Source organism: Stenotrophomonas sp. 112478_Sma, from assembly GCF_056479905.1.
On record NZ_CM151072.1, the window covers coordinates 727,333 to 752,298 of the forward strand.

Genomic DNA, 24,966 nt, shown 5'->3' on the forward strand with positions numbered 1-24,966 from the left:
AGCTTGCCCCATCCCTTGCATAGGGGCAATGAAGGCGGCCCGGTCGCACCGGTTCGGGTTCATCCAGCCGGGGGGGACGCCGCCGGCGACATCAGGGCCTGCACGTGGGCCACGCTGCATTCGGCCAGGGCCTGCAGGTCGTAGCCGCCCTCCAGCATCGACACCACCCGGCCGGCCGCATGGCGACGCGCCAGCGCATGCAGTTCGCGGGTGATCCAGGCGAAATCCTCGGTCTCCAGCATCAGATCCGCCTGGGGGTCGCGCAGATGGGCGTCGAAGCCTGCCGAGATCAGCATCAGCTGCGGGCGGAAGTCGTCGATGGCCGGCAGCATCTCGTCGGCCCAGACATTGCGGAAGCGGAATCCGCCACTGCCCGGCGGCAGCAGGATGTTCATCAGATTGCCCGCGCCACGGTCACGGCGCAGGCCGGAGTTGGGGAACAGGCCGGCCTGGTGGGTGCTGTAATACGACACCCGTGCGTCGTGCTGGAAGATGTCCTGGGTGCCGTTGCCATGGTGGACGTCGAAGTCGACCACCGCGATCCGCTCCAGCCCGTGGCGGTCGCGCGCGTAGGCTGCGGCGATGGCGATGTTGTTGAGCAGGCAGAAGCCCATGGCCGTGCTGCTGGTGGCATGGTGACCCGGCGGGCGCACCGCGCAGAACGCCAGCGGGTCCGCGCCCAGCATCACCGCATCCACCGCGGCCACACCGGCACCGGCAGCATGCACCGCCGCGCTGGCCGAGCCGGGCGAGGTCCAGGTGTCCATGTCCAGCTGGCGCAGGGGCACGGTCTGCGGTTGCAGCACGAAGTCGAGCAGGGCGCTGTCGTGGACCCGGCTCAACTCGCCGAACTTGGCGGGTGGGGCCTCGCGCCAGTCCAGCTGGCCGGGGAATGCGCCGCGCAGGGCGTCGAGCACGCCCTGCAGCCGTTGCGGGCATTCGGGATGGCCCGGACCGGGATCGTGCAGCAGGCAGGACGGATGGGTGAAGACCAGCATCGTACGAACTCAGCCCTGCCGGTGCTGGGGCTGCCAGAGCGCCTCGCCCTGCCCATCGGCGCGGGCCAGCACCCGGGCCAGCACGAACAGCAGGTCCGACAGCCGGTTGAGATACTGCAGCGCTTCGCTGCGCACGTTCTCATGGCGGGACAGCGTCACCGTCTCGCGCTCGGCGCGGCGGACGATGGTCCGTGCCAGGTGGCAGCGTGCGGCGGCTTCGCCACCGGCGGGCAGGATGAACTCCTTCAGCATCGGCAGCGTGGTGTTGTAGTGGTCCAGCTGCTGTTCCAGCGCCGAGACATCGGCGGCTTGGATCGCGGCATGGCCGGGGATGCACAGCTCGGCGCCCAGGTCGAACAGCTGGTGCTGCAGATGGACCACCAGCGCGCGTACGTCGTCCGGAAGCGGTGCGGCCAGCAGCAGGCCCAGCGCCGCGTTGGCTTCGTCGACGGTGCCATAGGAGGCGACGCGGGCATCGTCCTTGGCTACACGCTGGCCATCGCCCAGTCCGGTGCTGCCGTCGTCACCGGTGCGGGTGTAGATGCGCGAGAGGCGATGGCCCATGGCGCAGCTCAGTGCCGGATGTCGCGACGGGCCTGCTGGAGCTTGAGCACCTGCTCCACGGCCAGTTGCAGGGCAGCGGCCAGCGCCACGTAGATCGCCGTGGTCCGCAGGTAGGGGCCGAACCACTGTGCGTAGTTCTGCGCCCAGCCCGCCAGCGTCGGCTCGGCAACGTTGCGGGTGGTCCAGTAGAAGCCCCCCTGCGCAAGCAGGTGGCACAGCGCCACCGAGGCCACCAGCAGGAGCGCACCCTTGGCCAGCACCGGCCAGCGCGCGCCGCGGTAGTTGTGGCCCAGCAGCATGCCGCCGGCCCACAGCGAGAAGTACGCCGGCAGCAGCAGCCAGTAGCCGGGCGACACACAGTAGTGCTGCCAGAAATCCAGCCCCGCGCTGCGGATCACGATCCAGTCGACCAGCACCGCAAACAGCATCAGCAGCGGAAAGGCCCAGCGCGTCCAGCGCGCCAGGTAGAAACCGCCGATGAAGAACACCGCCCAGGAGGCATCGGGGATCGCCGCGAAGTGGTTGACCCGGGTCGCCGCCAGCAACAGCACGAGCACGGACAGGACGAAGGCGCGATTGGCGGTGTCGGACATGGCGGCGGGCCCGGAGCGGATTCAGCTTTCATTCTAGCCCGCCGCGCGGGTTGGCGCAGGCAGCGTCGCGTTCGGTGTACAGCCGGGGCGAGCGCGTATCATGAACGCCATGAGTGAACGACATGACGTGCTGATCGTCGGCGGCGGACTGGTGGGTGCCAGCCTCGCCATCGCCCTGGACCGCCTGGGCCGCGACGTGGGCCTGATCGAGGCCAGCCCTGCCGGTGGACTGCCGGCGGTGTTCGACCAGCGCAACCTCAGTTTCGCCGCCGCCACCGTCAACGCGCTGACCGCGCTGGGGGTGATGCAGAAGCTGGCGATGGCGCCGGGACCGATCCGTCGCATCCATGTCAGCCGCGCCGGCGACTTTGGCCGGGTGCAGCTCGATGCGGCCGATTACAACCGGCCGTGGTTCGGCCAGGTGGTGGTCGCACGTGACTTCGGTCATGCGCTTGAGGCACGCCTGCAGGAACTGCCGCGGCTGCGGCGTTACCGGCCGATGCGTTTCCTCGGCCTGGGCGGGGTGGTGGAGGGCTGTCGCCAGGTGCATGTGGCCGACGACGCCGGCGAGCGCACGCTGCTGGCACGGCTGGTGGTCGGGGCCGATGGCACGGCCAGTGCGGTGCGGGAGGCGCTGGGCATCGAGGTCGACCGCCACGATTTCCAGCAGACCCTGTTCGTAGCCCGCGTGCGCAGCCAGCGCGCGCCCGACGGCACGGCCTGGGAGCGCTTCACCGATACCGGTCCAACGGCCCTGCTGCCGCGTGGCGATCGCCATTTCGGCACGGTGCACGGGGTGGCGCGCGAAGACGCCGACGCGGTGACGGCGCTGGACGATGCAGCGTGGCTGCAGCGCCTGCAGCATGCCATCGGCTGGCGTGCCGGGCGTCTGCTGGAGTCGGGTCCGCGCAGTGCCTACCCGCTGATCCAGGTGCTGGCGCGTGCCCTGGCAGGCGAGCGCGCGGTGCTGCTCGGCAATGCCGCACAGACCATCCATCCGTTGGGCGCGCAAGGCTTCAACCTGGGCCTGCGCGATGCGCTGACCCTGGCCGAACTGCTGGAAGACGATGCAGGCGATGCCGGCAGTGATGCGCTGCTGCGTGCGTATGTGGCCCGTCGGGAAGAGGATCGCCAGCAGACGGTGGCGTTCTCCGGAGGACTGGCGCGCCTGACCAGCAATCCTGCGCCGTTGATGCGCCCGTTGCGCAGTCTCGGCCTGGTGGCCGCGCAGCGCGGTTCGGTGCAGTCGATGCTGGTCGGCGGGGCGATGGGTTTCCGTGGCGTCGTGCCGCGACTGTGCCGCGGAGAAGCCGCATGAACCGCCGCGCGCGCCTGGACGTGGTCATCGTGGGAGGCGGCGTGGTCGGTGCCGCGTGTGCACTGGCGCTGGCCGATGCGGGGCTGGCCGTCGCCCTGGTGGAGGGCCGTGAGCCCGCGCCCTGGCAGGCATCGCAGCCGGACCTGCGCGTGTTCGCCTTCGCGGCTGACAACGTGCAGCTGCTGGACCGTCTCGGCGTGTGGCCTGCGATCGTACAGGCGCGGGCCTGGCCGTATCGCCGCATGCAGGTATGGGATGCCGCGGGAGGCGAGGACCTGCTGTTCGACGCCGACCGCCTGGGGCGTCGCGAGCTGGGCTTCATCGTCGAGAACGGGCTGTTGCAGGATCGCCTGTGGGCGGCACTGCCGGCGGCCGGGGTGCAGCTGCATTGCCCGGCACGGGTGGAGGCGCTGGAGCAGGACGAGGAGGGGGTGCGACTGCGCCTGGATGACGGACGCAGGCTGGAAGCGGCCCTCGCCGTGGCCGCCGATGGTGCCGAGTCGACGCTGCGCGAGCTGGCGGGCATCGACGTGGTGCGCCACGACTATCACCAACGTGGCGTGGTGGCCTACGTCGACAGCGAGCTGCCCAACCAGGCTACGGCCTGGCAGCGTTTCCTGCCGACCGGTCCGCTGGCGCTGCTGCCGGTGGCCGAGCGCCGCAGCTCGATCGTGTGGACCTTGCCTGACGAAGAGGCGGTGCGCGTGCTGGCGCTGGAGGAGGAGGCATTCAATCGCGAACTGACCCGCGCCTTCGCCGCACGGCTGGGCGAACTGCGCCTGGTGTCGCCGCGCGCCGCGTTCCCGCTGCGCCGCCAGCTGGCCCGCCACTATGTGGCCGGCCGCGTGCTCGCACTCGGCGACGCCGCGCATGTGGTGCATCCCCTGGCCGGGCAGGGCGTGAACCTGGGGCTGCGGGATGTCGCTGCCCTGCGGCAATGGCTGGCGCCTTCAGCCGAGCGCCGTGGCCAGCCGCGCCTGTCGCCGCAGCGCCTGCAGCGCTGGGCCCGCGAGCGGCGTAGCGACAACCAGGTGGCCGCCTACAGTTTCGATGCGATCAATCGCCTCTTCTCCAACGACGAGATGCACCTGACCCTGGCCCGTGGCCGCGCGCTGGGCTGCGTCGGCAAGTGGCCGCCACTGGTTCAGGCGTTCTGGAAGCGCGCCGCCGGCGTGTGACGACCCCGTTTGGCGGTTGATCCGCCGGTAGCGCCGGGCCATGCCCGGCGAGCGCACAGCGCGGTTCACCGGTCCCGCCGGGCATGGCCCGGCGCTACCAGCAGCGGATCAATCAATCAGCGCGCCGGCCAGGTCGGCACGATCCAGCGCGGCAACGGGACGCCGTTCGGCGGATCATCAGGCCGGTAGCGCCGGGCCATGCCCGGCGGGATCCGTGAACCGGATCAATCAATCAGCCAGCCGGCCAGGTCGGCACGATCCAGCTTGCCGCGGCGCTTGCTGTCCAGCGCGGTGAACTCATCGGCCAGTGCAGGATTGGCCTGGGCCTCCGCACGGCTGATGAAGCCATCACCGTCGGTATCCAGCGCGGCAAAGTGGATGCGGTACTGGCCGGTCACGCTGCTGGGTTCAACCGAGCGCACCGTGACCTGGGCCTCCCCTGCGGGCATCGGAATATCGACACTGCCGGTGACCCGTCCGGCATTCAAGGGCTGCTGGCGGATGGCTCCGCCGGTCGGACCCAGCGGTTGGCTCTGCGCGGGTGTGGGCGGCAGCTGCTGCGCCAGCACGGGGGACGTGGCCAGCAGGGCAGCCAGCAGCACGGGCAAACGCGGACGGTACATGACGGACTCCTGGCGGGCGTTGACGGAAGCGTACCCGCGGCATCCTGTGCGGGCGATGACCCTGCCGCGCATCACCGCATCGGCGACGCCAGCACGGTGATCTCTTCGCGGTCGTGATAGAGCTGCTTGGCACGCACTTCCAGAGACGTGCCAGCCTGCTCCTGGAACAGGTCCAGGCACAGCCGGGTCTCGTCCCAGCGCTTCTTCATCGGCAGTTTCAGATTGAAGATGGCATGCCTGCACCAGCCTTCGCGGAACCAGGTGGCCATGCGTTCGGCAACGCGGCGCGGTTGCTCGACCATGTCGCACACCATCCAGTCCAGCGGCTGCTCCGGGTGCCAATGGAAGCCATCCGCGCGCAGGTGCTCGACCAGGCCGGTATCCAGTACGTGCTGGCGCAGGGGGCCGTTGTCGATGCTCAGCACCTGCATGTGCTGGCGGGTCAACACCCAGGTCCAGCCGCCCGGTGCCGCCCCCAGATCGGCCGCGCGCATGCCGGGTTTCACCAGTGCCTCGCGTTCTTCCGGCGCCAGCAGCGTCAGCAGGGCTTCGTCCAGCTTCAGCGCCGAACGCGAGGGGGCCTCCGGCAGCAGTTTCAGGCGCGGAATGCCCAGTGCCCACGGTGCGCTGTCGGCGGGGTCGGCCACGCAGATGAAGGCGTGGGTGCCGTCCACGAACACCACGTGCAGGCGTGGCAGCCGTGCATTGGGCTTGTCGCTGAGCTTGCCGGCCTTGCGCAGTGCCGGGCGCAACGCGTTGCCGAACGCACGGGCGAGCCCGGACAGTGGCTTGCCGGCATCCGAATCCGGATGTTCGACCCACAGATCACCAAAGCGTGGCGCATCGGCCAGCACCTCCAGCATCGGCGTGATGCGATCGGCCGGATCCAGCTGCGGCAGTTCAGCCAGCACCACCAGCTTCTGCCGCGCGAAGATCAGGCCGCGCCACGGCAACCGCGGTGCCAACGCGGCCGCTTCGTCGCACATGAACAACACATAGCCGTCATTGCGCTGGGTACGTGCGTAGCCGGCGAAGCCTGCCTCACCGGCGCGGAACTGCAGTTCGCCGGCCAGCTCCGGCTCGAAGCCCTGCCGGCACAGGCACAGCAGGCCGATGCCGGTTTCAGTAACGGGCGCCATCGCTTTCCCCATAGGCGCGCAGCACGCTGCGTGCGGCGTCGCGGTTCAGGCCCTGCACCACCTCGATGCCACGCTTGTTGAGCTCGCCCACCCAGTCGGCCGGCAGCGGGCCTTCGTCGAACGGGGTCAGTTCCTCTACATCGGCGGCACTGGCGCCGATCAGCAGGCGGTCGATGCCGGCCCACACCGTAGCGCCGTAACACTGGCAGCACGGCTGCGAGCTGGTGGCCAGGGTGACCGGCGACAGCACGGCATTCAGGCGCGGCGTCTGCAGGCGCTGCTGGGCCAGCATGTAGGCCATGTTCTCGGCATGTGCCAACGAGGTGGCATGCGGCATCACCCGGTTCACGCCGGCGGCGATCACCTTGTCGTCCGGACCGAACACCACGGCGCCGAACGGGCCGCCGCTGGCGTGCTCGACGTTCTGGCGCGACAGCTCGATGGCCAGCGCGACCTTGGCCTCATCGCCCGGATATCGACGATCCAGGTCGATCTGGTCGTGGATCCAGGCGGGAAGGGTCAGGTGGACTTGCGCATACAGCATCGCGGGGGTGCCTCGTGTGGGATGGGAAAAGTGCGGTTGCTTGGGAAACCGGCGCGCAGTGTAGCCGCACCGGCCTGTACCGGGTGTGGGCGCGTCAGCCGGGTGAGCCGGTGCGGATCACCACGTACTGCTTGCGGAACTCCAGCCCGGCCTGCGGCCAACTGGCGGCATACGCGCGCAGCAATGGCAGGGCAGGGGCGAAGTCGTGGCCATTGACCCGACAATCGGCCTCGCACAGGCCATCGGCATCGCGCGAGGCGAACAGGCGGATGGCAAGGAACTGGCGCGCTTTCAGCAGCTCGTCGAAGGCGTCCATGCTCCTGGTGAACAGGCAGCAGGGGCAGGAACCGTGGTCGTCCTCACTGCATGTGGCGACCTCCACCTCCTGCGCGCGGTAGTGGGCCAGCGGCCCCAGCACCACGGTGCGCCCGTGTTCCTTGCCGTCATCACCTGCTGGATAGGTCAGGCCCATCATCGGCAGGCCCTGCGCGTCGTCGGCGCCCACTGCGGTCTGCAGGGTGGCCAGGTCCACCCGCACCCAGGCCTGGAAGCCGGACAGCAGCGAGGCCTGCTCATCGGCGCCGTTGGCGTGCTGGTACTCGAACAGGCCATCGGCGAACAGGGTGGGGTGCTGCGCCTCGATGACCGTGGAGGTCTGCCAGCCACCGTTGTCGCGCGCGTGCGCTGCCATCGCATGCGGGGTCAGGCGCAGGCCGCTGTCCAGCACCAGCGCGCCGCCGTCGACGCGACTGGCGATGCCAGCGTCCTGCAGGACCTGCTGCAGCAGCGGGAGGAGGGCGGTGGACGTCGTGGTCATGTCAGGCCTGAGGATGGATCGGGTGGAGCATCCAGGCCGGGCCGGGTGCTAGTGATCGAGTGCTTCGCGTTCTGCGCGATATCGCCGTGCGTCGGACTGCTGCTGCGGATCGTTGCCATGATCACGCAGCCAGGTATCCAGTTCGCGGCGATAGTCCGCGCGGAAATCGGCGTTGCCCGGGCTGAAGTGCAGCTTGCGTGCGGCTACCTCCACCCGCTCGCGCGCGCTGGCACGGGCCTGGGCGATGCCGTGCGGTGATTCGGTGGTGAGGATGACGAAGTTGCGCGGAAAGCCCGGCGTGTACTTCACCACGAACGGCTGGTCCTGAGCCGGGATGCGGATCGCGTTCTCCAGCGGCCACAGCGAAGCGGTGTTGGTGTGGAACACCACCTCCACGTCGCGACCTTCGGCGGTGCGCAACACCGCTTCGTAGCGCCAGATGTACTGTTCGTTGAGCGTTGAATTGGTTTCCTCGGCCTTCACGATCACCGCTTCACCGCGCTCGCCCACCGCGTTGAGGAAAGTGGCGTTGAGGAAGCTGCCGAGGAAGATGTTGAGCATCGCCAGCGGAAACACCACGATGGCGTAGACCGGTGAACGCCGCCACCACGAGACCAGCGCGGCCAGCCCCATTGCTGCAAAGAACGTCAGCAGCGGATGCTGCGAGATGAACCAGAGCAGGGCGGACAGGGCGGTGATCATCGTCGCGGGCGTGCGGGCGCCGTGTCGGCGCCCGCGCAGGTCTTCAGGCCGACCAGGTATCGCGCAGCGTCACGCTGCGGTTGAACACCGGCTTGGCTTCGGTGTGGTCGCGGCGGTCGGCAACGAAGTAGCCGGTGCGCTCGAACTGGAACGACTGCTCCGGCGCGGCGCTGGCCGCGGCCGGCTCGACATAGCCGGTGACGGTGCGGCGCGATTCCGGATTGAGGTAGTCGCGGTAGGTCCTGCCTTCCGACTCGTCGTCCGGGTTCGGCACCGAGAACAGCCGGTCGTACAGGCGGATCTCGGCCGGAACGCCGTGCACGGCGCTGACCCAGTGAATGGTGCCCTTGACCTTGCGGTTGGCCCCTTCCATGCCGGGGCGCGACTCCGGATCCAGCCAGCCGCGCAGCTCGGTGATGGTGCCGTCGGCATCCTTGATCACCTCATCGCAGCGGATGATGCCGGCACCACGCAGGCGCACTTCGCCGCCCGGCACCAAGCGCTTCCAGCCCTTCGGCGGTACTTCGGCGAAGTCCTCGCGGTCGATCCAGACCTCGCGCGCGAACGGCACCTGACGGCTGCCGAAGCTCTCGTCCTTCGGATGGTTGCTGAAGGTGAGCTGTTCTTCATGGCCTTCGGGCAGGTTGGTCAGCACCAGCTTGAGCGGGTCGACCACGGCCATGCGGCGCGGTGCGGCGCCATCGAGGTCTTCGCGCAGCGCGCCTTCCAGCACGCTGAAGTCGATCAGCGAGTTCTGCTTGCTGATGCCCACGCGTTCGGCGAACAGGCGCATTGCCGCCGGGGTGTAGCCGCGGCGACGCAGTCCCTGCAGGGTCGGCATGCGCGGGTCCTCCCAGCCGTCCACCAGCTGCTCGGTGACCAGCGCCATCAGCTTGCGCTTGCTCATCACCGTGTAGTTGATGTTCAGGCGCGAGAATTCGATCTGGCGCGGCTTGGCGGCTTCGCGCGGCAGGCCGGCATCGACCAGCGGCTGGGTCAGTGCGTCGTCATGGGCGAAATCGACGTTGTCCACGCACCAGTCGTAGAGCGGGCGATGGTCCTCGAATTCCAGGGTGCACAGCGAGTGGGTGATGCCCTCGATCGAATCGCCCAATGCATGCGCGAAGTCGTACATCGGGTAGATCGGCCACGCGTTGCCCGTGTTCTGGTGCTCGACATGCTTGATGCGGTACAGCGCCGGATCGCGCAGGTTGATGTTGCCGCTGGCCATGTCGATCTTCGCGCGCAGGGTGCGCGCACCGTCCGGGAATTCACCGGCACGCATGCGGCGGAACAGGTCGAGGTTCTCCTCGACACTGCGGTCGCGCCACGGCGAGGGACGGCCCGGCTCGGTCAGGGTGCCACGGTAGGCACGCACTTCCTCGGCCGACAGGTCACACACATAGGCCTTGCCCTGCTCGATCAGCTTCTCGGCGGCGAGATAGTAGGCCTGGAAGTAATCGGAGGCGTGGCGCAGTTCGTTCCACTCGAACCCCAGCCAACGGACATCATCCTGGATGGCGGCCACGTACTCCGGGTCTTCCTTGGCCGGATTGGTGTCGTCGAAGCGCAGGTTGCATACGCCGCTGAACTCGCCGGCAATGCCGAAGTTCAGGCAGATCGACTTGGCATGGCCGATGTGCAGGTAGCCGTTCGGCTCCGGCGGAAACCGGGTCTTGATCGCCTGGTGCTTTCCGCTGGCCAGGTCCTCGCGCACGATCTGGCGGATGAAATCGCGCTTTTCGTGGCTGTCGGCGGGGGTCTCGGGGCTGGCGGGGGTGTGCTCGGACATGAGGCTGGGCGAAAAAGGGCAGAAAGACCAACAGTCTAGCGCGTAAGGGGAAGGGCTGCCGGGGTTGCGCCCGCGCTACCGGGCGCAGGGGGCCCGGCCGGCAAGTGCAGCGGGCGCAAGGGGGTAGCGCCGGGCCATGCCCGGCGAGCGCAGCGGCGGCATTCAGCGCCCGGGCGTATGCTGGAGGCCTCTCCCGTGGAGCCGCCCCATGCACATCGTGTACAAGGCCGACAATCTGTTCGACGCCCACCTGGTGAAGCACGCGCTGGAAGATGCCGGCATTCCTGCCTTCGTGTTCGGCGAGCAGCTGCTGGGGGGCATGGGCGAGCTGCCGCTGTTCGGTGTATTGAGGGTCGGCATCCCCGACGCCGCGCGGGCCGAGGCTGAAGGCATCGTCGCCGGCCTGGACTTGGGCCACGCCGCCGACGCCCCCATTTCCGATGCAGACGACATTGCCGGTCTTCCGGCGTAGGAGCGCATCATGTTGGGAATCGGACAGGGCATCCTGGGCATCGGCGCCTTCAAGCAGCGCCTGCCGCGCCCGGAAGAGGCGCTGCCAGGGCGTGATCAGCCACTGCCGCTGCACAGCAACCAGCACTTCGTGAACAGTCACCCGCTGAAGGACCGCTTTGCCGGCCTGCAGCAGATCCGTTTCGCGCTTGGCTGCTTCTGGGGAGCCGAGCGCAAATTCTGGTCGGAGCCGGGCGTGTACAGCACGTCGGTCGGCTATGCCGGCGGCGTCACGCCGAATCCCACCTATGAAGAAGTCTGCTCCGGCCTGACCGGCCACACCGAAGTGGTGCAGGTGGTGTTCGATCCGAAGGTGGTGAGCCTGGAACGGTTGCTGCAGCTGTTCTGGGAAAGCCACGACCCGACCCAGGGCATGCGCCAGGGCAACGACACCGGCACCCAGTACCGTTCGGCGATCCATGCCACCGACGAAACGCAGTACGCCGCTGCGCTGGCCAGCCGCGAGGCCTACCAGGCGCAGCTGGACGCGGCCGGCTACGGCCCTATTACCACTGAGATCGTGTTCCCGGCGCCGGAGTACTACTACGCCGAGGACTATCACCAGCAGTACCTGGCGAAGAACCCGAACGGTTACTGCGGCATCGGCGGCACCGGGGTGAGCTGCCCGATCGGGCTGGATGTGGAGGCGCCGCGCTGACGCGCGGTGGTCCGCCTGCGGCGGGCAGAAGCTCAATCAACTGCCAAAGCCAAAGCCAAAGCGGCTCTGGGTTGCTGTGAGTTGGGCGGGACGGGTACAGATGGCGGGACACGCCGTAAACCCGTCCTTGGGGGCTCGGCCACGGCATCCATGCCGTGGACGGTCCCGCCATCTGTACCCGTCCCGCCTCCGATCATTTCCCGGTGACGGTGGGCAAGAGCGTTGGTTACTGACGAACTGAAAGAAAACAAAAAGGACGCGGCCTTCGCCGCGTCCTTTTTGTTTGATCCTGCGGTGTCTTTTGTAGAGCGGAGCCATGCTCCGCTCCGAGCAAGCGAAGCGCGCGACCCGCTGTTGCTCTTCTCTCTTTCTTCCGTGGCGGGCGGCCGCAGGAAATTGTCGAAGGCAGGGTGGGTAGGCTGTGCAGGGGCGTGAGCCGCATGGATGCGGCGACCGAGCTTACAGGGACGTACTTGCAGCGTCCCCTGCACGGCCTACCCACCCTGCCAAACGCATGACCCGCCTTTCGCGACCAAGCCCCCGCCACGAGGGGCTCAGCCGTTGGCTGGAACCCTTACAGCGCCGCGCGGATCCGCTCGCGCAGCGCTTCCAGATCCTTGGCGAACGCCTCGATACCGGTCGCCAGCTTCTCGGTCGCCATCGGATCGGCAGCCAGATCCGCCGCAAACGTCGCCGCATCGATCGGGGTCACCGCCACGCCGTTACCCTCACCGGGCACCAGCTTGCGCGGCAGCTCGCCGTGATCGGCGTCGAGCTTCTCCAGCAGATCCGGCGAAATGGTCAGGCGGTCGCAGCCGGCCAGCGCCTCGATCTGTGCGGTGGAACGGAACGAGGCGCCCATCACCACGGTCGGCGAACCACGGCGCTTGAACTCCGCATACACGCTGCGCACGAACTTCACGCCCGGGTCCTCATCGATGTTGGCCGGGGTCTGGCCGTTGGCCACGTACCAGTCAAGGATGCGGCCGACGAACGGCGAGATCAGGAACGCGCCCGCTTCGCTGCAGGCCAGCGCCTGGGTCGGGTTGAAGATCAGCGTCAGGTTGCAGTCGATGCCCTCGGCCTGCAGGATCCGCGCCGCTTCCACGCCTTCCCAGGTCGCGGCGATCTTGATCAGGATCTTCTCGCGCGGTACGCCGGCATCGGCGTACATCTGGATGAACTGGCGGGCCTTGGCCACGGTGGCGGCGGTGTCGTACGCCTGGTCAGCATCCACCTCGGTGGACACGCGGCCCGGCACCAGCGTGCTGAGCAGCGCGCCGACGCCGATGGTCAGCCGATCGGCCACCGCATGCACCACGGCCTCGCGGTCGCCGCTCTGCTGACGGCCCCAGGCCAGTTCGCGCTCGATCAGATCGGCATAGACCGGCAGGTCCAGTGCCTTCTTCACCAGGGTCGGGTTGGTGGTGCAGTCCACCGGCTGCAGGCGCTTGATCGCCTCGTAGTCACCGGTATCGGCAACGACCACGGACAGTTCGCGCAGCTGGGACAGTTTGGACGAGGTACTCATTACGGCTCCTGGTACGGGGAATCGGATCGCGCGCAGTGCGCAGCGGAGATCAGGGACGGTCGTTGTGCACTGCGGTCACGCGCAGGCGCAGCTTGCGACCGCCGGGTGCAGTCCAGTCGATGCTCTGGCCGACCGACAGGCCGAGCAGGGCACTGCCGACCGGGGCCAGCACGGAAACCTTGCCTTCATCGACGTTGGCTTCGCGGGGGAAGACCAGGGTCAGGACGTGCTTCTCGCCTGAAACCCCATCTTCGCACTCCACGCGGGAATGCATCATGACGATGCCTTCGGGAATCTGGTCCGGCGCCAGCACGGTGGCCCGGTTGAGTTCTTCGGCAAGCGCGAGCGCGGCAGGCGTCTGGCTCAGCGCAGGGGCTTCGAGCATGGCCTCCAGGCGGTCCATGTCGAAGGTTGAGACAGTGATCGACGGCGGCAGGCCGCTGGCGGTGTTCATGTAAAACTCCTTGGTTGAAAACCATGCAAAAGGCGGCGCCTGCTGGCGCCGCCTGTCTGTATTGTGGGGACAAATGCGACCGGAATCGACTCCCGCCGCTCGGGGGCGGGGACGCGGGGCCGTCAGCCGTTCAGCGCGGGGCCGGAAAGGCTGGCCGGATCGGCGGCCGTGCCATTGGCGGCTTCCAGCGTGAACAGCGCATGCGGCAGGCGCTTGAACTGGCTGGCCAGCTCCATCAGGAAGTCGTTCATCGCCGAGCTGCGGCGCCAGACCATCGCAATACGGCGGCTGGGCCGGCCCTCGCCGATGAAATCGAGCAGGCGGATGTTGTTCGAGCGCGGGACGGGGGGCTGCACCGACAGGCTTGGCAGCAATGTGATGCCGACATCGGCGGCGACCATCTGCCGCAATGTTTCCAGGCTGGTGGCGCGGAACTCGGATTTCTCGTTGGCGCCGAACAGCCGGCACACTTCCAGCGCCTGGTCGCGCAGGCAATGGCCGTCTTCCAGCAGCAGCAGCTTCTGCGTGGCCAGTTCCTGCACATCCAGATGAGCGCGCTGGGCGAGCGGATGGCGACCGGAAACGGCCAACAGGAACGGCTCCTCGAACAGGAACTCGGCGTGCAGCTGGTCGTCGATCACCGGCAGTGCCAGCAGCGCGGCATCGAGCTTGCCTTCGCGCAGGCGCTCCAGCAGCACATCGCTCTTCTCTTCGACCAGCAGCAGTTCCAGTTCCGGGAAACGTTCGCGGATGCGCGGGATCACATGCGGCAACAGGTACGGGCCCAGGGTCGGGAAGATTCCCAGGCGCACCGTGCCGGCTTCCGGATCGCGGCTGCGCCGTGCCGCTTCCTTCAGCTGCTCCACCTCGGACACGATCACCCGCGCCCGTGCAGCGGCTTCCTGGCCGGCCGGCGTCAGCATCACCTTGCGGGGGGCCCGCTCGACCAGCGGCAGGCCCAGCTCTTCTTCCAGCTTGCGGATCTGGGTGGACAACGTGGGCTGGCTGACGAAGCACGACGCGGCAGCCCGACCGAAATGCTTGTGGTCGGCCAGGGCTACCAGGTACTTCAGATCGCGTAGATTCATCCTCACATCCCAGGGATAACGGACCGGCTGGCGGCGTGGTCACCCCGCAGCTGACAATGCTCCCGGCAACCCGGGAGCAGTGGATCAGGCAGCTTCGGCAACGGCTCCGCTGCTCCTGCTCACCGACGAGCGGATCAGATGATCGAACGCGCTCAGTGCGGCGGTCGAGCCGGCGCCCATGGCGATGATGATCTGCTTGTAGGGTACCGTCGTGCAATCACCTGCGGCGAACACGCCGGGCACACTGGTCTGGCCACGGTCGTCGATGACGATCTCGCCGCGCGGCGACAGCGCCACGGTGTCCTTAAGCCACTCGGTGTTGGGCAGCAGGCCGATCTGCACGAAGATGCCTTCCAGCTCTACGCGGTGGGCGTCGCCACCGATGCGGTCCTTGTAGACCAGCCCGGTGACCCGGCTGCCATCGCCCAGCACTTCGGTGGTCTGGGCGCTGGTCAGCACGGTGACATTGCCGAGGCTGCGAAGCTTCTTCTGCAGCACCTCATCGGCGCGCAGGCTGGAATCGAATTCCAGCAGGGTTACATGCGACACGATGCCGGCCAGATCGATGGCAGCTTCAACGCCGGAGTTGCCACCACCGATCACCGCCACGCGCTTGCCCTTGAACAGCGGGCCATCGCAGTGCGGGCAGTAGGCCACACCCTTGTTGCGGTACTGCTCTTCGCCCGGCACATTCATCTGCCGCCAGCGCGCACCGGTGGACAGGATCACCGAACGTGACTTCAGCACCGCGCCGTTTTCCAGCTGCACCTGTACCAGCCCATCGTCGCCGGCCGGCACCAGCGCGGTCGCGCGCTGCAGATCCATGATGTCCACGTCGTACTCGCGCACATGCTGCTCCAGCGCGGTAGCGAGCTTCGGGCCTTCGGTCTCCTTGACCGAGATGAAGTTCTCGATGGCCATGGTATCCAGTACCTGGCCGCCGAAGCGCTCGGCGGCGATGCCGGTGCGGATGCCCTTGCGCGCGGCGTAGATCGCTGCGGCCGCGCCAGCCGGGCCGCCGCCCACCACCAGCACGTCGAAGGCCTGCTTGGCGGCGATCTTCTCTGCGTCGCGCTTGCTGGCGTTGGTATCCAGCTTGGCCACGATCTGTTCGAGCGTCATCCGGCCCTGGTCGAAGACTTCACCGTTGAGATACACGGTCGGCACCGACATGATCTCGCGCTTCTCCACTTCCTCCTGGAACAGCGCGCCGTCGATGGCCACGTGCTGGATGCGCGGGTTGAGCACCGCGGCCAGGTTCAGCGCCTGCACCACGTCCGGGCAGTTCTGGCAGGACAGGGAGAAATAGGTCTCGAACCGGTACTCGCCTTCCAGGCTCTGCACCTGCTCGATCAGCTCGGCAGTGGCCTTGGAGGGATGGCCGCCGACCTGCAGCAGCGCCAGCACCAGCGAGGTGAATTCATGACCCATCGGCAGGCCGGCGAAGGTCAGGTGGATGTCCTGGCCGGGCGTGCCCAGGTCGAACGAAGGCACGCGGCCCTGGCCATCACGCAGCACCTGCAGCGAGATGCTGTCGGACAGGCTTTCCAGGGTCTGCAGCAGTTCCAGCATTTCCCGCGACTTGTCGCCGTCGTCGGCATGCGCGGTGATCTGGATAGGGCGGGTCACGCGCTCCAGATAGGTCTTCAGCTGCGACTGCAGGTTGGCGTCCAACATCGGGTCTTCTCCTGGATTCAGGCAAACAGGGGGCGTGGCACCGCTGTAGAAGGTAGCGGACCAGCAGGGGGTAGGGGTGAACCCAAGACAGTGACCGTGGAAGGGGCTGGCTGGCCGCGACGGGCCGGCGATGGCTGTCTTGGGTTCACCCCCACGCCGGCGATGCCGCCGGCATGGAGATGGGCCTGCCGTGGCGTGGGGCCACGGCGTGCCGGTGCTGCGTTAGATCTTGCCGACCAGGTCCAGCGACGGGGTCAGGGTCTTCTCGCCTTCCTTCCACTTCGCCGGGCACACCTGGTTCGGGTTGGCGGCGGTGAACTGGGCGGCCTTCAGCTTGCGCAGGGTCTCGGAGACGTCGCGGGCGATCTCGTTGGAGTGGATCTCCAGGGTCTTGATCACGCCTTCCGGATTGATGATGAAGGTGCCGCGCAGGGCCAGGCCCTCTTCCGGAATGTGCACGCCGAAGGCGTTGGTCAGCTGGTGGGTCGGGTCGCCGACCAGCGGGAACTGGGCCTTGCCGACGGCCGGCGAGGTTTCGTGCCACACCTTGTGCGAGAAGTGCGTGTCGGTGGTGACGATGTAGACCTCAGCGCCAGCCTTCTTGAACTCGGCGTAGTGGTCGGCGGCGTCTTCGATCTCGGTCGGGCAGTTGAAGGTGAATGCAGCCGGCATGAAGATCAGGACGGACCACTGGCCCTTCAGGCTGGCATCGGAAACCTTGATGAACTCGCCGTTGTGGTAGGCGTTGGCTTCAAACGGCTGGATCTGGGTATTGATGAGGGACATCATTTTTCCTTTGGGTGAAGGGAGTGGGTGAATCGACAGGAGCTAGGTTACCGGCTCAGTTGCGATAAGAACAATCCATTGATTGCATCTATTTGATAGATGCAGCCTATCAAATTGCCATGAGCCCGCACTGAACCTTGCGTCCCTCATCCTGCAACTGCCTGTGTGACAAGGAAAATCGCCAGGGACGCGTGAAGAGGGCTGATAGCCCCTCCTTATGCCCTCGAGCGAAACCTGAACGGATTCCAGCTTTTGTAGAGCCGAGCCCACGCTCGACCGCGGATCTGTAGAGCCGAGCCCATGCTCGGCTGTTCCAGAAGCAGCCGAGCATGGGCTCGGCTCTACAATTGCGGAATGTCTTCCCCAACCCAACCCTCCCTGCGCCAGGTGGTGGCCGACGCCAGCGCCCGCCTGGGCGGCATCGACGCCCGCCACGAAGCCGAGCTGCTGCTGCTGCATGTGCTGGAGCGTCCACGCAGCTGGCTGTTCGCCCATGCGACCGATCCGCTGCCGGCAACGGCGCAGGCTGCCTTCGAGGCGCTGCTGGCGCGTCGCGCCGCCGGTGAGCCGGTGGCCTACCTGACCGGCCGGCGCGGGTTCTGGACGCTTGATCTGCGGGTCGATGCGGCGACCCTCATCCCGCGTCCGGAAACCGAACTGCTGGTGGAGCTGGCGCTGGAACGCCTGCCATCGGACCGCCCGCTGTCCGTGGCCGACCTCGGCACCGGCAGTGGTGCGATCGCCCTGGCCCTGGCCAGCGAGCGGCCGCTGGCACAGGTGCTGGCCACCGATGCCAGCCCCGGTGCACTGGCCATGGCTGCGCGCAATGCCGCCCACCATGAACTGCGCAACGTGCGTTTCGCTGAAGGTGGACAGGACTGGTACGCACCGCTGCAGGGCGCGCGCTTTGCACTGATTGCCAGCAATCCGCCCTACATCGCCAGCGAAGATCCGCATCTGCAGCAGGGCGACCTGCGGTTCGAGCCGGCCAGCGCGCTGGCGTCCGGCATCGACGGACTGGACGATATCCGCCGCATCGTCGCAGGCGCGCCCGAACACCTGCAGCCGGCGGGCTGGCTGCTGATCGAGCACGGCTGGGACCAGGGCGCGGCGATCCGCACGCTGTTCGATGCGGCCGGTTTCGCCGACGTGCAGACCCAGCAGGACCTTGAGCAGCGTGATCGGGTCACCCTCGGCCGGCGACCGGCCTAGAATGGGGGTTCTCCTGCCCCGGCAGGGCATCACCCTGGAGCTGCAAGCATGCGTACGCTGTACCCCGCCATCACCCCCTATGACGTCGGCACCCTGAAGGTCGACGACCGCCACACGCTGTACTTCGAGCAGTGCGGCAATCCGGATGGCAAGCCGGTGGTGATGCTGCACGGCGGTCCGGGCGGCGGTTGCAGCGACAAGATGCGCCAGTTCCATGACCCGGCGAAGTACCGCATCATCCTGTTCGACCAGCGCGGTGCCGGCCGTTCCACGCCGCATGCGGATCTGGTGGACAACACCACCTGGGACCTGGTGGCCGATATCGAGCGGCTGCGCGAGCATCTGAACGTGGACCGCTGGCAGGTGTTCGGAGGCAGCTGGGGGTCAACCCTGGCGCTGGCCTACGCCGAAACCCATCCGCAGCGCGTCACCGAACTGGTTCTGCGCGGCATCTTCATGCTCCGCCGCTGGGAGCTGGAGTGGTTCTACCAGGAAGGCGCCAACCGCCTGTTCCCCGATGCATGGGAGCACTATCTGAAGCCCATTCCGGTGGTTGAACGCCATGACCTGATCTCGGCGTTCCACCGTCGCCTGACCAGTGAAGACGAGGCGACCCGCCTGGAAGCAGCCAAGGCCTGGGCCGTGTGGGAGGGGGCGACCAGCTTCCTGCATGTGGATGACGACTTCATCAACAGCCACGAAGACCCGCATTTCGCGCTGGCCTTTGCCCGTATCGAGAACCACTACTTCGTCAATGGTGGCTTCTTCGAGGTGGAAGACCAGCTGCTGCGCGACGCGCACCGCATCGCCGACATCCCGGGCGTGATCGTGCATGGCCGCTACGACGTGGTGTGCCCGCTCGCCAATGCCTGGGACCTGACCAAGGTGTGGCCGAAGGCGAAGCTGGAAATCACCCCGGCATCGGGCCACTCCGCGTTCGAAGCGGAGAATGTCGACGCGCTGGTGCGCGCCACGGACAGCTTCGCGTAACGCGCCGGTAGCGCCGGGCCACGCCCGGCGGCGTTGCGATCTGTTGCCGCGGTTTGACTCGCCGGGCATGGCCCGGTGCTACCAGTCCCCTGCAAGCAGCGCGTCGGCCAGCACCTGCAGCTTCGGCGAGTGCTGGCGCGAAGGTGGGTAGATCAAAGAGAGTTCGCGGCTGCGGCCTTCATACGGTTGCAGCACGCGCAGCAGACGGCCGTCGGCCAAGGCGTCGGCCACGGCGAAATCCATTACCTGCACGATGCCGATGCCGGCGATGGCGGCTTCCACCAATGGGTCGCCGCTGTCGAACACCATCCGCGTCGGTGGCGTGAACTCGCGCAGCTGGCCGTCCTGAAGGAACTGCCAGTCCACCAGGCGGCCACTGCGCAGGTTGCGCACGGCCAGGCAGGCATGCCCCGCCAGTGCGGCCACATCGCCCGGTGCACCGCGCCGGGCGAGGTAGTCCGGGCTGGCGACGGTCACCCAGCGCAGCGGTCGCAGGGGCCGGGCGACGATGCGCTGGTCGGCGATGGTGCCAGTCCGCAGCGCGGCGTCGAACCCCTCTTCGACCAGGTCGACCAGGCGATCGCTGAGCACGGCTTCGACCTGCAGTTGTGAATGGCGCTCCAGCAACGGCGCCAGCAGGGGCACCAGCACCTTGCGGCCGAACATCGACGGCGCACTGATCTTCAGCGTGCCCGACGGCGTGCAGGGGCGATCGGCAAGCTGCCGTTCCGCGTCCTCCAGTCCGCACAGCAGTGGCGCGACCTGTTCCACAAACTGGCGCCCATCCGGGGTCAATGCCACGTTGCGCGTGTTCCGCTGCAGCAGCTTCACGCCCAGGTCCACCTCGAGCCGGCTGATCGCACGCGACAGCCCGGATTGGCTCAGGCCGAGCTGGCCGGCAGCGACGGTGAAGCTGCGTGCTTCGGCCACCTGCACCAGCATGCGCACCGCGTTGAGGTCCATCGATGATCCACTCATGCAGAAAATCATGACAGATATGGCGGGTGAGGGGTTTATTGATTCCGCTGCATCAATGAGACTGCGCTCCCCCTTCAGTCCAGACCACCGATGCCTCCCCTCAAATACCCGCGCTGGGCACTGACCCTGCTGGCCACCGCCCAGCTGATCATCGCCCTGGATGCCACCATCATCTTTGTCGCGCTGCATGACATGGGCCGCGCGCTGCAGATCAACGCGCAGCAGCTGCAATGGGTGGTCAGTGCCTACACCGTGGCTTTCGGCGGCAGCCTGCTGCTGGGCGGGCGTGCCGCCGACCTGATCGGCCGCCGCCGCTTCTACCGCCTGGGCATGCTGTTGTTCGCGGTGGCATCGCTGCTCGGCGCGCTGGCGCCGAATGCGGGCCTGTTGATCATCGCGCGCGCAGTGCAGGGCATCGGTGCCGCGCTGCTGTTCCCGGCAACGCTGGCCCTGATCAACACGCTGTATGAAGAAGGCCCGGCCCGCAACCGCGCGCTGGCGATCTGGAGCATGGCCAGTGCAGTGGGTCTTGCCTTGGGTACGCTGCTCGGTGGCGTACTCACCCAGGCCTTCGGCTGGCCGGCGGTGCTGGCGGTGATCGTGCCGCTGGCCACCGCGTGCGCGCTTGCCGCCGGTGCGTGGCTGCCGCCCGATGCTTCGCGCCCGCAGGGCCGTTCGTTCGATCTGGCCGGCTGCATCACCGTGACCCTGGGTGGCAGCCTGCTGGTGACCACGCTGGTACAGGGCCCCGAATGGGGGTGGGCGGCGCCCGTCACGCTGGGCTGCCTGGTGCTGTCGATACTGATCCTGTTCGCGTTCGTGCAGATCGAGCTGCGCAGCCGCGATCCACTGATGCAGTTCGCGCTGCTGCGCCTGCCGGGCCTTCGTGCCGCCCTCGGCCTGACCTTCGCGTTCATGAGCAGCTACGGTGTGCAGTACTACTTCATGGCGCTGTACTTCCAGGACGGCTACGGCTGGAGTCCGCTGCAGGCCGGCCTGGCATTCCTGCCGGCCACGGCGGTGTGCACCGTGGGCATCCAGCTTGCCGAGTGGACGCTGCAGCGCTGGAGCGCGCGCAGGGTGCTGGTGATCGGCAACCTGGCCGGTGCCGTCGGCATCGCCTGGGTGGCGGCGGCACTGCCGCATGCCTCGAATTTCTGGCCATTGCTGCCGGGCGTGGTGGTGTTGAGCATCGGCCAGGGAATGACCTGGACCGCGATGTGGATCGTGGCGGGTCAGGGCGTGCCGGCGGCGCAGCAGGGCGTGGCGTCGGGCATGGCGGCCACCGCACAGCAGATCGGCGGTGCGCTGGGCCTGGCGGTACTGGTGATGGTGGCCAACGCCGACGTGGCAGCTGCCGGCTCTCCGGATGCGCTGACCGGGCTGGTGCGTGCGGAGTACGGCGCCGCAGTGTTTGCACTGCTCGGCGTGGTCATCGCGCTGGCCCTGCGCCCGGCGCCGGTCGCCCCGGCGGTCCCCGCCTGCCTGGCCAACGACGCATGATCGACCTGCAGGATGACCCGGTAGCGCCGGGCCATCCCCGGCGAGGCGCAACGCGACGGTGAATCCTCCAGTGCCGCCGGGCATGGCCCGGCGCTACCGGGCCCGGATGGCGTTACACCGATGCCAGCAGCCGTGGCTGCAACGCGCTGAAGATCCGCGCCAGCCGCTCGGCCCACGCCTGCTGCCCGGCCGCGTCGGCGATCAGGTCCTGACGGATCTCCAGTTCCACGTGCACCAGGCCGCGCCCTTCGCCGTGCACCGGTACCGCGTAGTCGCTGGTACTGCTTACCGAATACGGTTCGTTGTCACCGACCACCAGATCGCCTTCCTCGCGCAGTGCCTGCAGCAGGGCGTGGGCAAAGCGCGTGTCCTGGTGGTAGAGCACGCCGGCATGCCATGGCCGCAGCGTGCCGTTCATGGAGGGAGTGAAGCTGTGCATCATCACCAGCAGGGTCGGGCGGCCGGCTTCGCGGCGCGCATCCAGTTCCGCTTCGATGCGGGCGTGATAGGGCGCGTGGATCGCGTCGATGCGCTGCTGCCGTTGTGCGGCCGACAGGCCGGCGTTGCCCGGTACCACGGTGTGATCGCTTGCTTCCGGAATCAGGGTCGGCGATGCCAGCGGACGGTTGCAGTCGATCAGCAGGCGCGAATAGGTCTGCTCGATGGCCCAGGCATCCAGCCGTTCGGCCAATGCACGCGTGGTGCCGGCGATGCCGATGTCCCAGCCGATATGGCGGTCAAGTTCGCGCTGCGGCAGGCCGAGGCCGGCCAGTGCGCGCGGTACCTGCTGCCCGGCGTGATCGGCCAGCAGCAGGTACGGCGAAGCGCCCTGCGGCCGGTGGATGGTGTAGATCGCCGGGTCGTCAGCGCCCAGCAATGCCGGCAAGGTGTGCAGGTCGGCGTCAGCCACGCGGGCGCCCGTCCAGGTGATGTTCGATCATCCACAGCCCGGCCCAGAGCTTGGCATCGAGCTCGTAGCCTTCGCCCATCTTCTGCACCAGCCACGCGGCAGCCTGCTTGAGCGGGACCTCGTGCACCGTGATGTCCTCGCTGTCATCGCCGCCGCCTTCGCCGATCCGGCGCAGGCCGGTGGCGCGCACGAAGGCGATCTTCTCGCTGCTGGCGCCTGAGGAGGTCGGGCCGATCATCAGCACTTCGGCGTGCTCGGCGGTCCAGCCGGTCTCTTCTTCCAGTTCGCGTACCGCCGAGACTTCGATCGACTCGCCGGCATGGATGTCACCGACCAGCCCGGCCGGCATCTCGATGGTCGATGCCTGCAGGGGCACGCGGAACTGCTCGACGAACAGCACCTTGTCCTCGGGGGTGACGGCGATGATGATCGCCGCCAGGCCACCGGCGTGGGTGCGTTCGCTGTATTCCCAGGTGCCGCGTACCAGCATGCGCTGGTACTTGCCTTCATAGACGACACGCGGGGCTTCGGTATTGCGCTGGCTCATGCGGGCTCGCCGGAATTGGAAAAGGAGGGAGTGGGAAGCGGGTCGGCCATGCCGGCGGCGTTGAACAGCCGGCGGCGGGTCATCGGGCCGAAGCGCAGGGTCTGGCACAGGCCGCCGAGCAGCTCCGGGTCGGCCGTCTGCCGCAGCAGGCCGGGCTGGCAGCCTTCCAGCGGCGCGTCCAGCGCGATGGTGGTCAGCTGTCGCCAGAGCAGGGCATGCTCGCGCTGCTCGCGCAGGCGCACTGCCATCTGCGCTGCGCCGCGCAGGCGCAGGAAGGGCACTTCGTCCAGGCGCTCGTACAGCACATCCAGGCTGCCGAAGTGGGCCAGCAGGACCGCCGCGGACTTGCTGCCGACGCCGCTGATGCCGGGGATGTTGTCCACCGCATCGCCGCACAGTGCCAGGTAGTCGGCGATCTGGTGCGCATGCACGCCATGCCGCGCTTTCACCCCGGCCACGCTCCAGCGCTGGTTGCGCGCATAGTCCCACTGCTCGTCGTGGTCCAGCAGCAGCTGCGACAGGTCCTTGTCGGCGGAAATGATGACACCGCGGTGGCTGCCGCGGTGCACATGCAGGGCGCTGCCGATCAGGTCGTCGGCCTCGTAGTCGTGATGGGCAAGCACGGCCAGACCGAGCGCCGCGCACAGTGCCTTGCAATGCACGAACTGGCGCTTCAGCGCCTCCGGAGCCGGATCGCGGTTGGCCTTGTACGCCGGATACAGGCGATGGCGGAAGCCGCTGTCCAGCGCCTCGTCAAAGGCGATGGCGATGTGCTGCGGACGCTCGCGTTCGAGCAGGTCCAGCAGGAAGCGCGCGAAGCCGTGCACGGCATTGGTCGGCCAGCCCTGCGCATCCTGGAACTGGTCGGGCAGCGAGTGCCAGGCACGGAACACGTAGATGCTGGCGTCGACCAGGTACAGCGCCGGCGCCGGTGCCGGCAAGGTCATGCCGGTGGCGTCCAGTCGCGCAGCAGGGCGGCTGGATCCGGACGCTCGCGCTCGGGCACGTCGGCGCGGGCGGTGCCGATATGGATGAAACCGGCGATGCGCTCGCCGTCGGCCAGCCCCAGATGGGCGTGTACGGCCGGGTCGAACGCCATCCACGCCGTCAGCCACTGGGCGCCGAAGCCCAGCGCCTGTGCGGCCTGCAGCAGGGCAAAGCAGACGCATCCAGCGGTCATCAGCTGCTCCTGCTCGGGCACCTTCGGGTCGGGGCGGGGGCTGGCCACCACCACGATCACCAGCGGCGCATGGCTGAAACGCTGGCGATCCTTCTCGAACACGGCCTCGCCGGCGGTGGGATCGCGCTGGCGGCTGCGCTCGGCCAGGAACGCGCCCAGAGTGTGACGCGCATCGCCGGCAATCTTCAGGAACCGGAACGGCACCCGCTTGCCGTGGTCGGGCACCCGCACCGCCGAGGAGAGCATGCGCAGCAGGGTCTGCGGGTCCGGCCCGGGCTCGCCCAGCTGCCGCGAGGGCACCGAGCGGCGGGCATCGAGGGCAAGCAGGGCGGCGGGGTCGGGCATGGCGTCTGAACCGGTCATCACGGGCATTTGATTATAGTCGCGGTGGTCGATGACGCCGTGGCTGCGGCGTCTGTCCCCTCACTATCAAACTGTGATGAACATCATGCCACTGGCGGCAATCGGACGCCGGCTTCCTCTCGCCTCGCGGGCCTTGCACGGCTTACGATATCCCTCTTGCCGGGCCGTGGGTCACGAGGTTTGAAGTGAGGACTGTTTCACTGTCCGTGAGGGGCGGGCCGGCCTACCATCGACGTATCGGTACATGGGGTGTGCCGGTCGTCGCGATGTCCATGTTGTCTGTCGCACCAGAGAAGGTGGGGAGCCTTCCC

The 24,966-nt window shown here is 67.8% G+C and carries 26 protein-coding genes; 7 read left to right on the forward strand and 19 right to left on the reverse strand.

Annotated features, from left to right (window positions below; all coding sequences use genetic code 11):
- Positions 1-59 precede the first annotated feature (59 nt).
- The 3 genes from ACZK08_RS03235 to ACZK08_RS03245 are packed head-to-tail and all read right to left on the reverse strand — an operon-like array spanning position 60 to position 2,155.
- On the reverse strand, positions 60-998 hold the full coding sequence (locus ACZK08_RS03235; RefSeq protein ID WP_065176230.1) for a histone deacetylase family protein: 939 nt from the start codon (positions 996-998) through the stop codon (positions 60-62).
- A gap of 9 nt (positions 999-1,007) precedes the next feature.
- Positions 1,008-1,562, reverse strand: coding sequence for a cob(I)yrinic acid a,c-diamide adenosyltransferase (locus ACZK08_RS03240; protein ID WP_065182843.1), 555 nt, complete (start codon positions 1,560-1,562; stop codon positions 1,008-1,010).
- An 8-nt stretch (positions 1,563-1,570) separates the two neighbouring features.
- Positions 1,571-2,155, reverse strand: a complete 585-nt coding sequence (locus tag ACZK08_RS03245; protein WP_053519669.1) for a hypothetical protein — start codon at positions 2,153-2,155, stop codon at positions 1,571-1,573.
- A gap of 109 nt (positions 2,156-2,264) precedes the next feature.
- On the opposite strand from ACZK08_RS03245, the gene ubiH reads away from it, so the two are divergent.
- Together ubiH and ACZK08_RS03255 are read left to right on the forward strand one after the other, a co-directional pair.
- Positions 2,265-3,473, forward strand: coding sequence for a 2-octaprenyl-6-methoxyphenyl hydroxylase (ubiH, locus tag ACZK08_RS03250; protein WP_065182844.1), 1,209 nt, complete (start codon positions 2,265-2,267; stop codon positions 3,471-3,473).
- On the forward strand, positions 3,470-4,651 hold the full coding sequence (locus ACZK08_RS03255) for a UbiH/UbiF family hydroxylase (RefSeq protein ID WP_065176233.1): 1,182 nt from the start codon (positions 3,470-3,472) through the stop codon (positions 4,649-4,651). Before ubiH ends, ACZK08_RS03255 begins: the two co-directional genes overlap by 4 nt.
- Before the next feature lie 224 nt (positions 4,652-4,875).
- Here ACZK08_RS03255 and ACZK08_RS03260 read toward each other — a convergent pair whose 3' ends face one another.
- The 6 genes from ACZK08_RS03260 to ACZK08_RS03285 form a co-directional block, all read right to left on the reverse strand.
- Positions 4,876-5,274 carry an EF-hand domain-containing protein gene (locus tag ACZK08_RS03260; protein WP_065182845.1) on the reverse strand — a complete coding sequence of 133 codons (399 nt, stop codon included), beginning with the start codon at positions 5,272-5,274 and terminating at the stop codon, positions 4,876-4,878.
- Positions 5,275-5,345: 71 nt separating this feature from the next.
- On the reverse strand, positions 5,346-6,413 hold the full coding sequence (rlmM, locus tag ACZK08_RS03265; protein WP_065176234.1) for a 23S rRNA (cytidine(2498)-2'-O)-methyltransferase RlmM: 1,068 nt from the start codon (positions 6,411-6,413) through the stop codon (positions 5,346-5,348).
- The gene (locus ACZK08_RS03270; protein WP_065176235.1) at positions 6,397-6,957 is read right to left on the reverse strand and encodes a nucleoside deaminase; all 561 of its coding nucleotides are present in this window, start codon (positions 6,955-6,957) and stop codon (positions 6,397-6,399) included. The genes rlmM and ACZK08_RS03270 overlap by 17 nt, the downstream gene beginning before the upstream one ends.
- A 94-nt stretch (positions 6,958-7,051) precedes the next feature.
- On the reverse strand, positions 7,052-7,774 hold the full coding sequence (locus ACZK08_RS03275) for a DUF6348 family protein (protein WP_065182846.1): 723 nt from the start codon (positions 7,772-7,774) through the stop codon (positions 7,052-7,054).
- A 48-nt stretch (positions 7,775-7,822) separates the two neighbouring features.
- Positions 7,823-8,476, reverse strand: a complete 654-nt coding sequence (locus ACZK08_RS03280) for a hypothetical protein (RefSeq protein WP_065182847.1) — start codon at positions 8,474-8,476, stop codon at positions 7,823-7,825.
- A 43-nt stretch (positions 8,477-8,519) separates the two neighbouring features.
- Complete coding sequence (locus ACZK08_RS03285; RefSeq protein ID WP_065176238.1) at positions 8,520-10,268, reverse strand: glutamine--tRNA ligase/YqeY domain fusion protein; 1,749 nt, start codon at positions 10,266-10,268, stop codon at positions 8,520-8,522.
- A 208-nt stretch (positions 10,269-10,476) separates the two neighbouring features.
- Here ACZK08_RS03285 and ACZK08_RS03290 point away from each other — a divergent pair, with 208 nt between their 5' ends.
- Together ACZK08_RS03290 and msrA are read left to right on the forward strand one after the other, a co-directional pair.
- The gene (locus ACZK08_RS03290; protein ID WP_053519109.1) at positions 10,477-10,740 is read left to right on the forward strand and encodes a putative signal transducing protein; all 264 of its coding nucleotides are present in this window, start codon (positions 10,477-10,479) and stop codon (positions 10,738-10,740) included.
- A gap of 30 nt (positions 10,741-10,770) precedes the next feature.
- Positions 10,771-11,436 carry a peptide-methionine (S)-S-oxide reductase MsrA gene (gene msrA / locus ACZK08_RS03295; RefSeq protein ID WP_053519160.1) on the forward strand — a complete coding sequence of 222 codons (666 nt, stop codon included), beginning with the start codon at positions 10,771-10,773 and terminating at the stop codon, positions 11,434-11,436.
- Between the two features lie 574 nt (positions 11,437-12,010).
- Here the strand turns inward: msrA and ACZK08_RS03300 are convergent.
- The 5 genes from ACZK08_RS03300 to ahpC all read right to left on the reverse strand — a co-directional run bounded on the left by ACZK08_RS03300 (position 12,011) and on the right by ahpC (position 16,972).
- Positions 12,011-12,967 (reverse strand): transaldolase, encoded by a 957-nt coding sequence (locus ACZK08_RS03300; RefSeq protein ID WP_065182848.1) that lies wholly within the window; start codon positions 12,965-12,967, stop codon positions 12,011-12,013.
- Positions 12,968-13,016: 49 nt separating this feature from the next.
- Positions 13,017-13,421: a nucleoside diphosphate kinase regulator gene (gene rnk, locus ACZK08_RS03305; protein ID WP_053519113.1), complete on the reverse strand. Its 405-nt coding sequence runs from the start codon at positions 13,419-13,421 to the stop codon at positions 13,017-13,019.
- A 122-nt stretch (positions 13,422-13,543) separates the two neighbouring features.
- The gene (locus tag ACZK08_RS03310; RefSeq protein WP_065175982.1) at positions 13,544-14,509 is read right to left on the reverse strand and encodes a LysR substrate-binding domain-containing protein; all 966 of its coding nucleotides are present in this window, start codon (positions 14,507-14,509) and stop codon (positions 13,544-13,546) included.
- 84 nt (positions 14,510-14,593) lie between these two features.
- Entirely contained in the window at positions 14,594-16,186 is a 1,593-nt protein-coding gene (gene ahpF, locus ACZK08_RS03315; RefSeq protein ID WP_065182849.1) for an alkyl hydroperoxide reductase subunit F, read from the reverse strand.
- Between the two features lie 222 nt (positions 16,187-16,408).
- Positions 16,409-16,972: an alkyl hydroperoxide reductase subunit C gene (gene ahpC / locus ACZK08_RS03320; RefSeq protein ID WP_005408159.1), complete on the reverse strand. Its 564-nt coding sequence runs from the start codon at positions 16,970-16,972 to the stop codon at positions 16,409-16,411.
- Positions 16,973-17,326: 354 nt separating this feature from the next.
- Between ahpC and prmC the strand changes: the two genes are divergently transcribed.
- A complete protein-coding gene (prmC, locus tag ACZK08_RS03325; protein WP_065182850.1) occupies positions 17,327-18,184 on the forward strand; it encodes a peptide chain release factor N(5)-glutamine methyltransferase in 858 nt (285 codons plus the stop codon).
- 48 nt (positions 18,185-18,232) lie between these two features.
- A complete protein-coding gene (pip, locus tag ACZK08_RS03330; protein WP_065175985.1) occupies positions 18,233-19,174 on the forward strand; it encodes a prolyl aminopeptidase in 942 nt (313 codons plus the stop codon).
- A 78-nt stretch (positions 19,175-19,252) separates the two neighbouring features.
- Here pip and ACZK08_RS03335 read toward each other — a convergent pair whose 3' ends face one another.
- The gene (locus ACZK08_RS03335) at positions 19,253-20,137 is read right to left on the reverse strand and encodes a LysR family transcriptional regulator (protein ID WP_065182851.1); all 885 of its coding nucleotides are present in this window, start codon (positions 20,135-20,137) and stop codon (positions 19,253-19,255) included.
- A 105-nt stretch (positions 20,138-20,242) separates the two neighbouring features.
- Between ACZK08_RS03335 and ACZK08_RS03340 the strand changes: the two genes are divergently transcribed.
- Positions 20,243-21,655 (forward strand): MFS transporter, encoded by a 1,413-nt coding sequence (locus ACZK08_RS03340; protein WP_065182852.1) that lies wholly within the window; start codon positions 20,243-20,245, stop codon positions 21,653-21,655.
- 112 nt (positions 21,656-21,767) lie between these two features.
- Here the strand turns inward: ACZK08_RS03340 and ACZK08_RS03345 are convergent, their stop codons facing one another.
- Genes ACZK08_RS03345 through ACZK08_RS03360 form a run of 4 tightly spaced genes read right to left on the reverse strand, consistent with a single transcriptional unit; the run spans position 21,768 to position 24,637 of the window.
- Positions 21,768-22,565, reverse strand: a complete 798-nt coding sequence (locus ACZK08_RS03345) for an N-formylglutamate amidohydrolase (protein WP_065182853.1) — start codon at positions 22,563-22,565, stop codon at positions 21,768-21,770.
- Positions 22,558-23,112: an NUDIX hydrolase gene (locus tag ACZK08_RS03350; protein ID WP_053519128.1), complete on the reverse strand. Its 555-nt coding sequence runs from the start codon at positions 23,110-23,112 to the stop codon at positions 22,558-22,560. Before ACZK08_RS03350 ends, ACZK08_RS03345 begins: the two co-directional genes overlap by 8 nt.
- Entirely contained in the window at positions 23,109-24,059 is a 951-nt protein-coding gene (locus tag ACZK08_RS03355) for a 5'-3' exonuclease (protein ID WP_065175990.1), read from the reverse strand. The genes ACZK08_RS03350 and ACZK08_RS03355 overlap by 4 nt, the downstream gene beginning before the upstream one ends.
- Entirely contained in the window at positions 24,056-24,637 is a 582-nt protein-coding gene (locus ACZK08_RS03360; protein ID WP_065176012.1) for a nitroreductase family protein, read from the reverse strand. The genes ACZK08_RS03355 and ACZK08_RS03360 overlap by 4 nt, the downstream gene beginning before the upstream one ends.
- Positions 24,638-24,966: the final 329 nt, after the last annotated feature.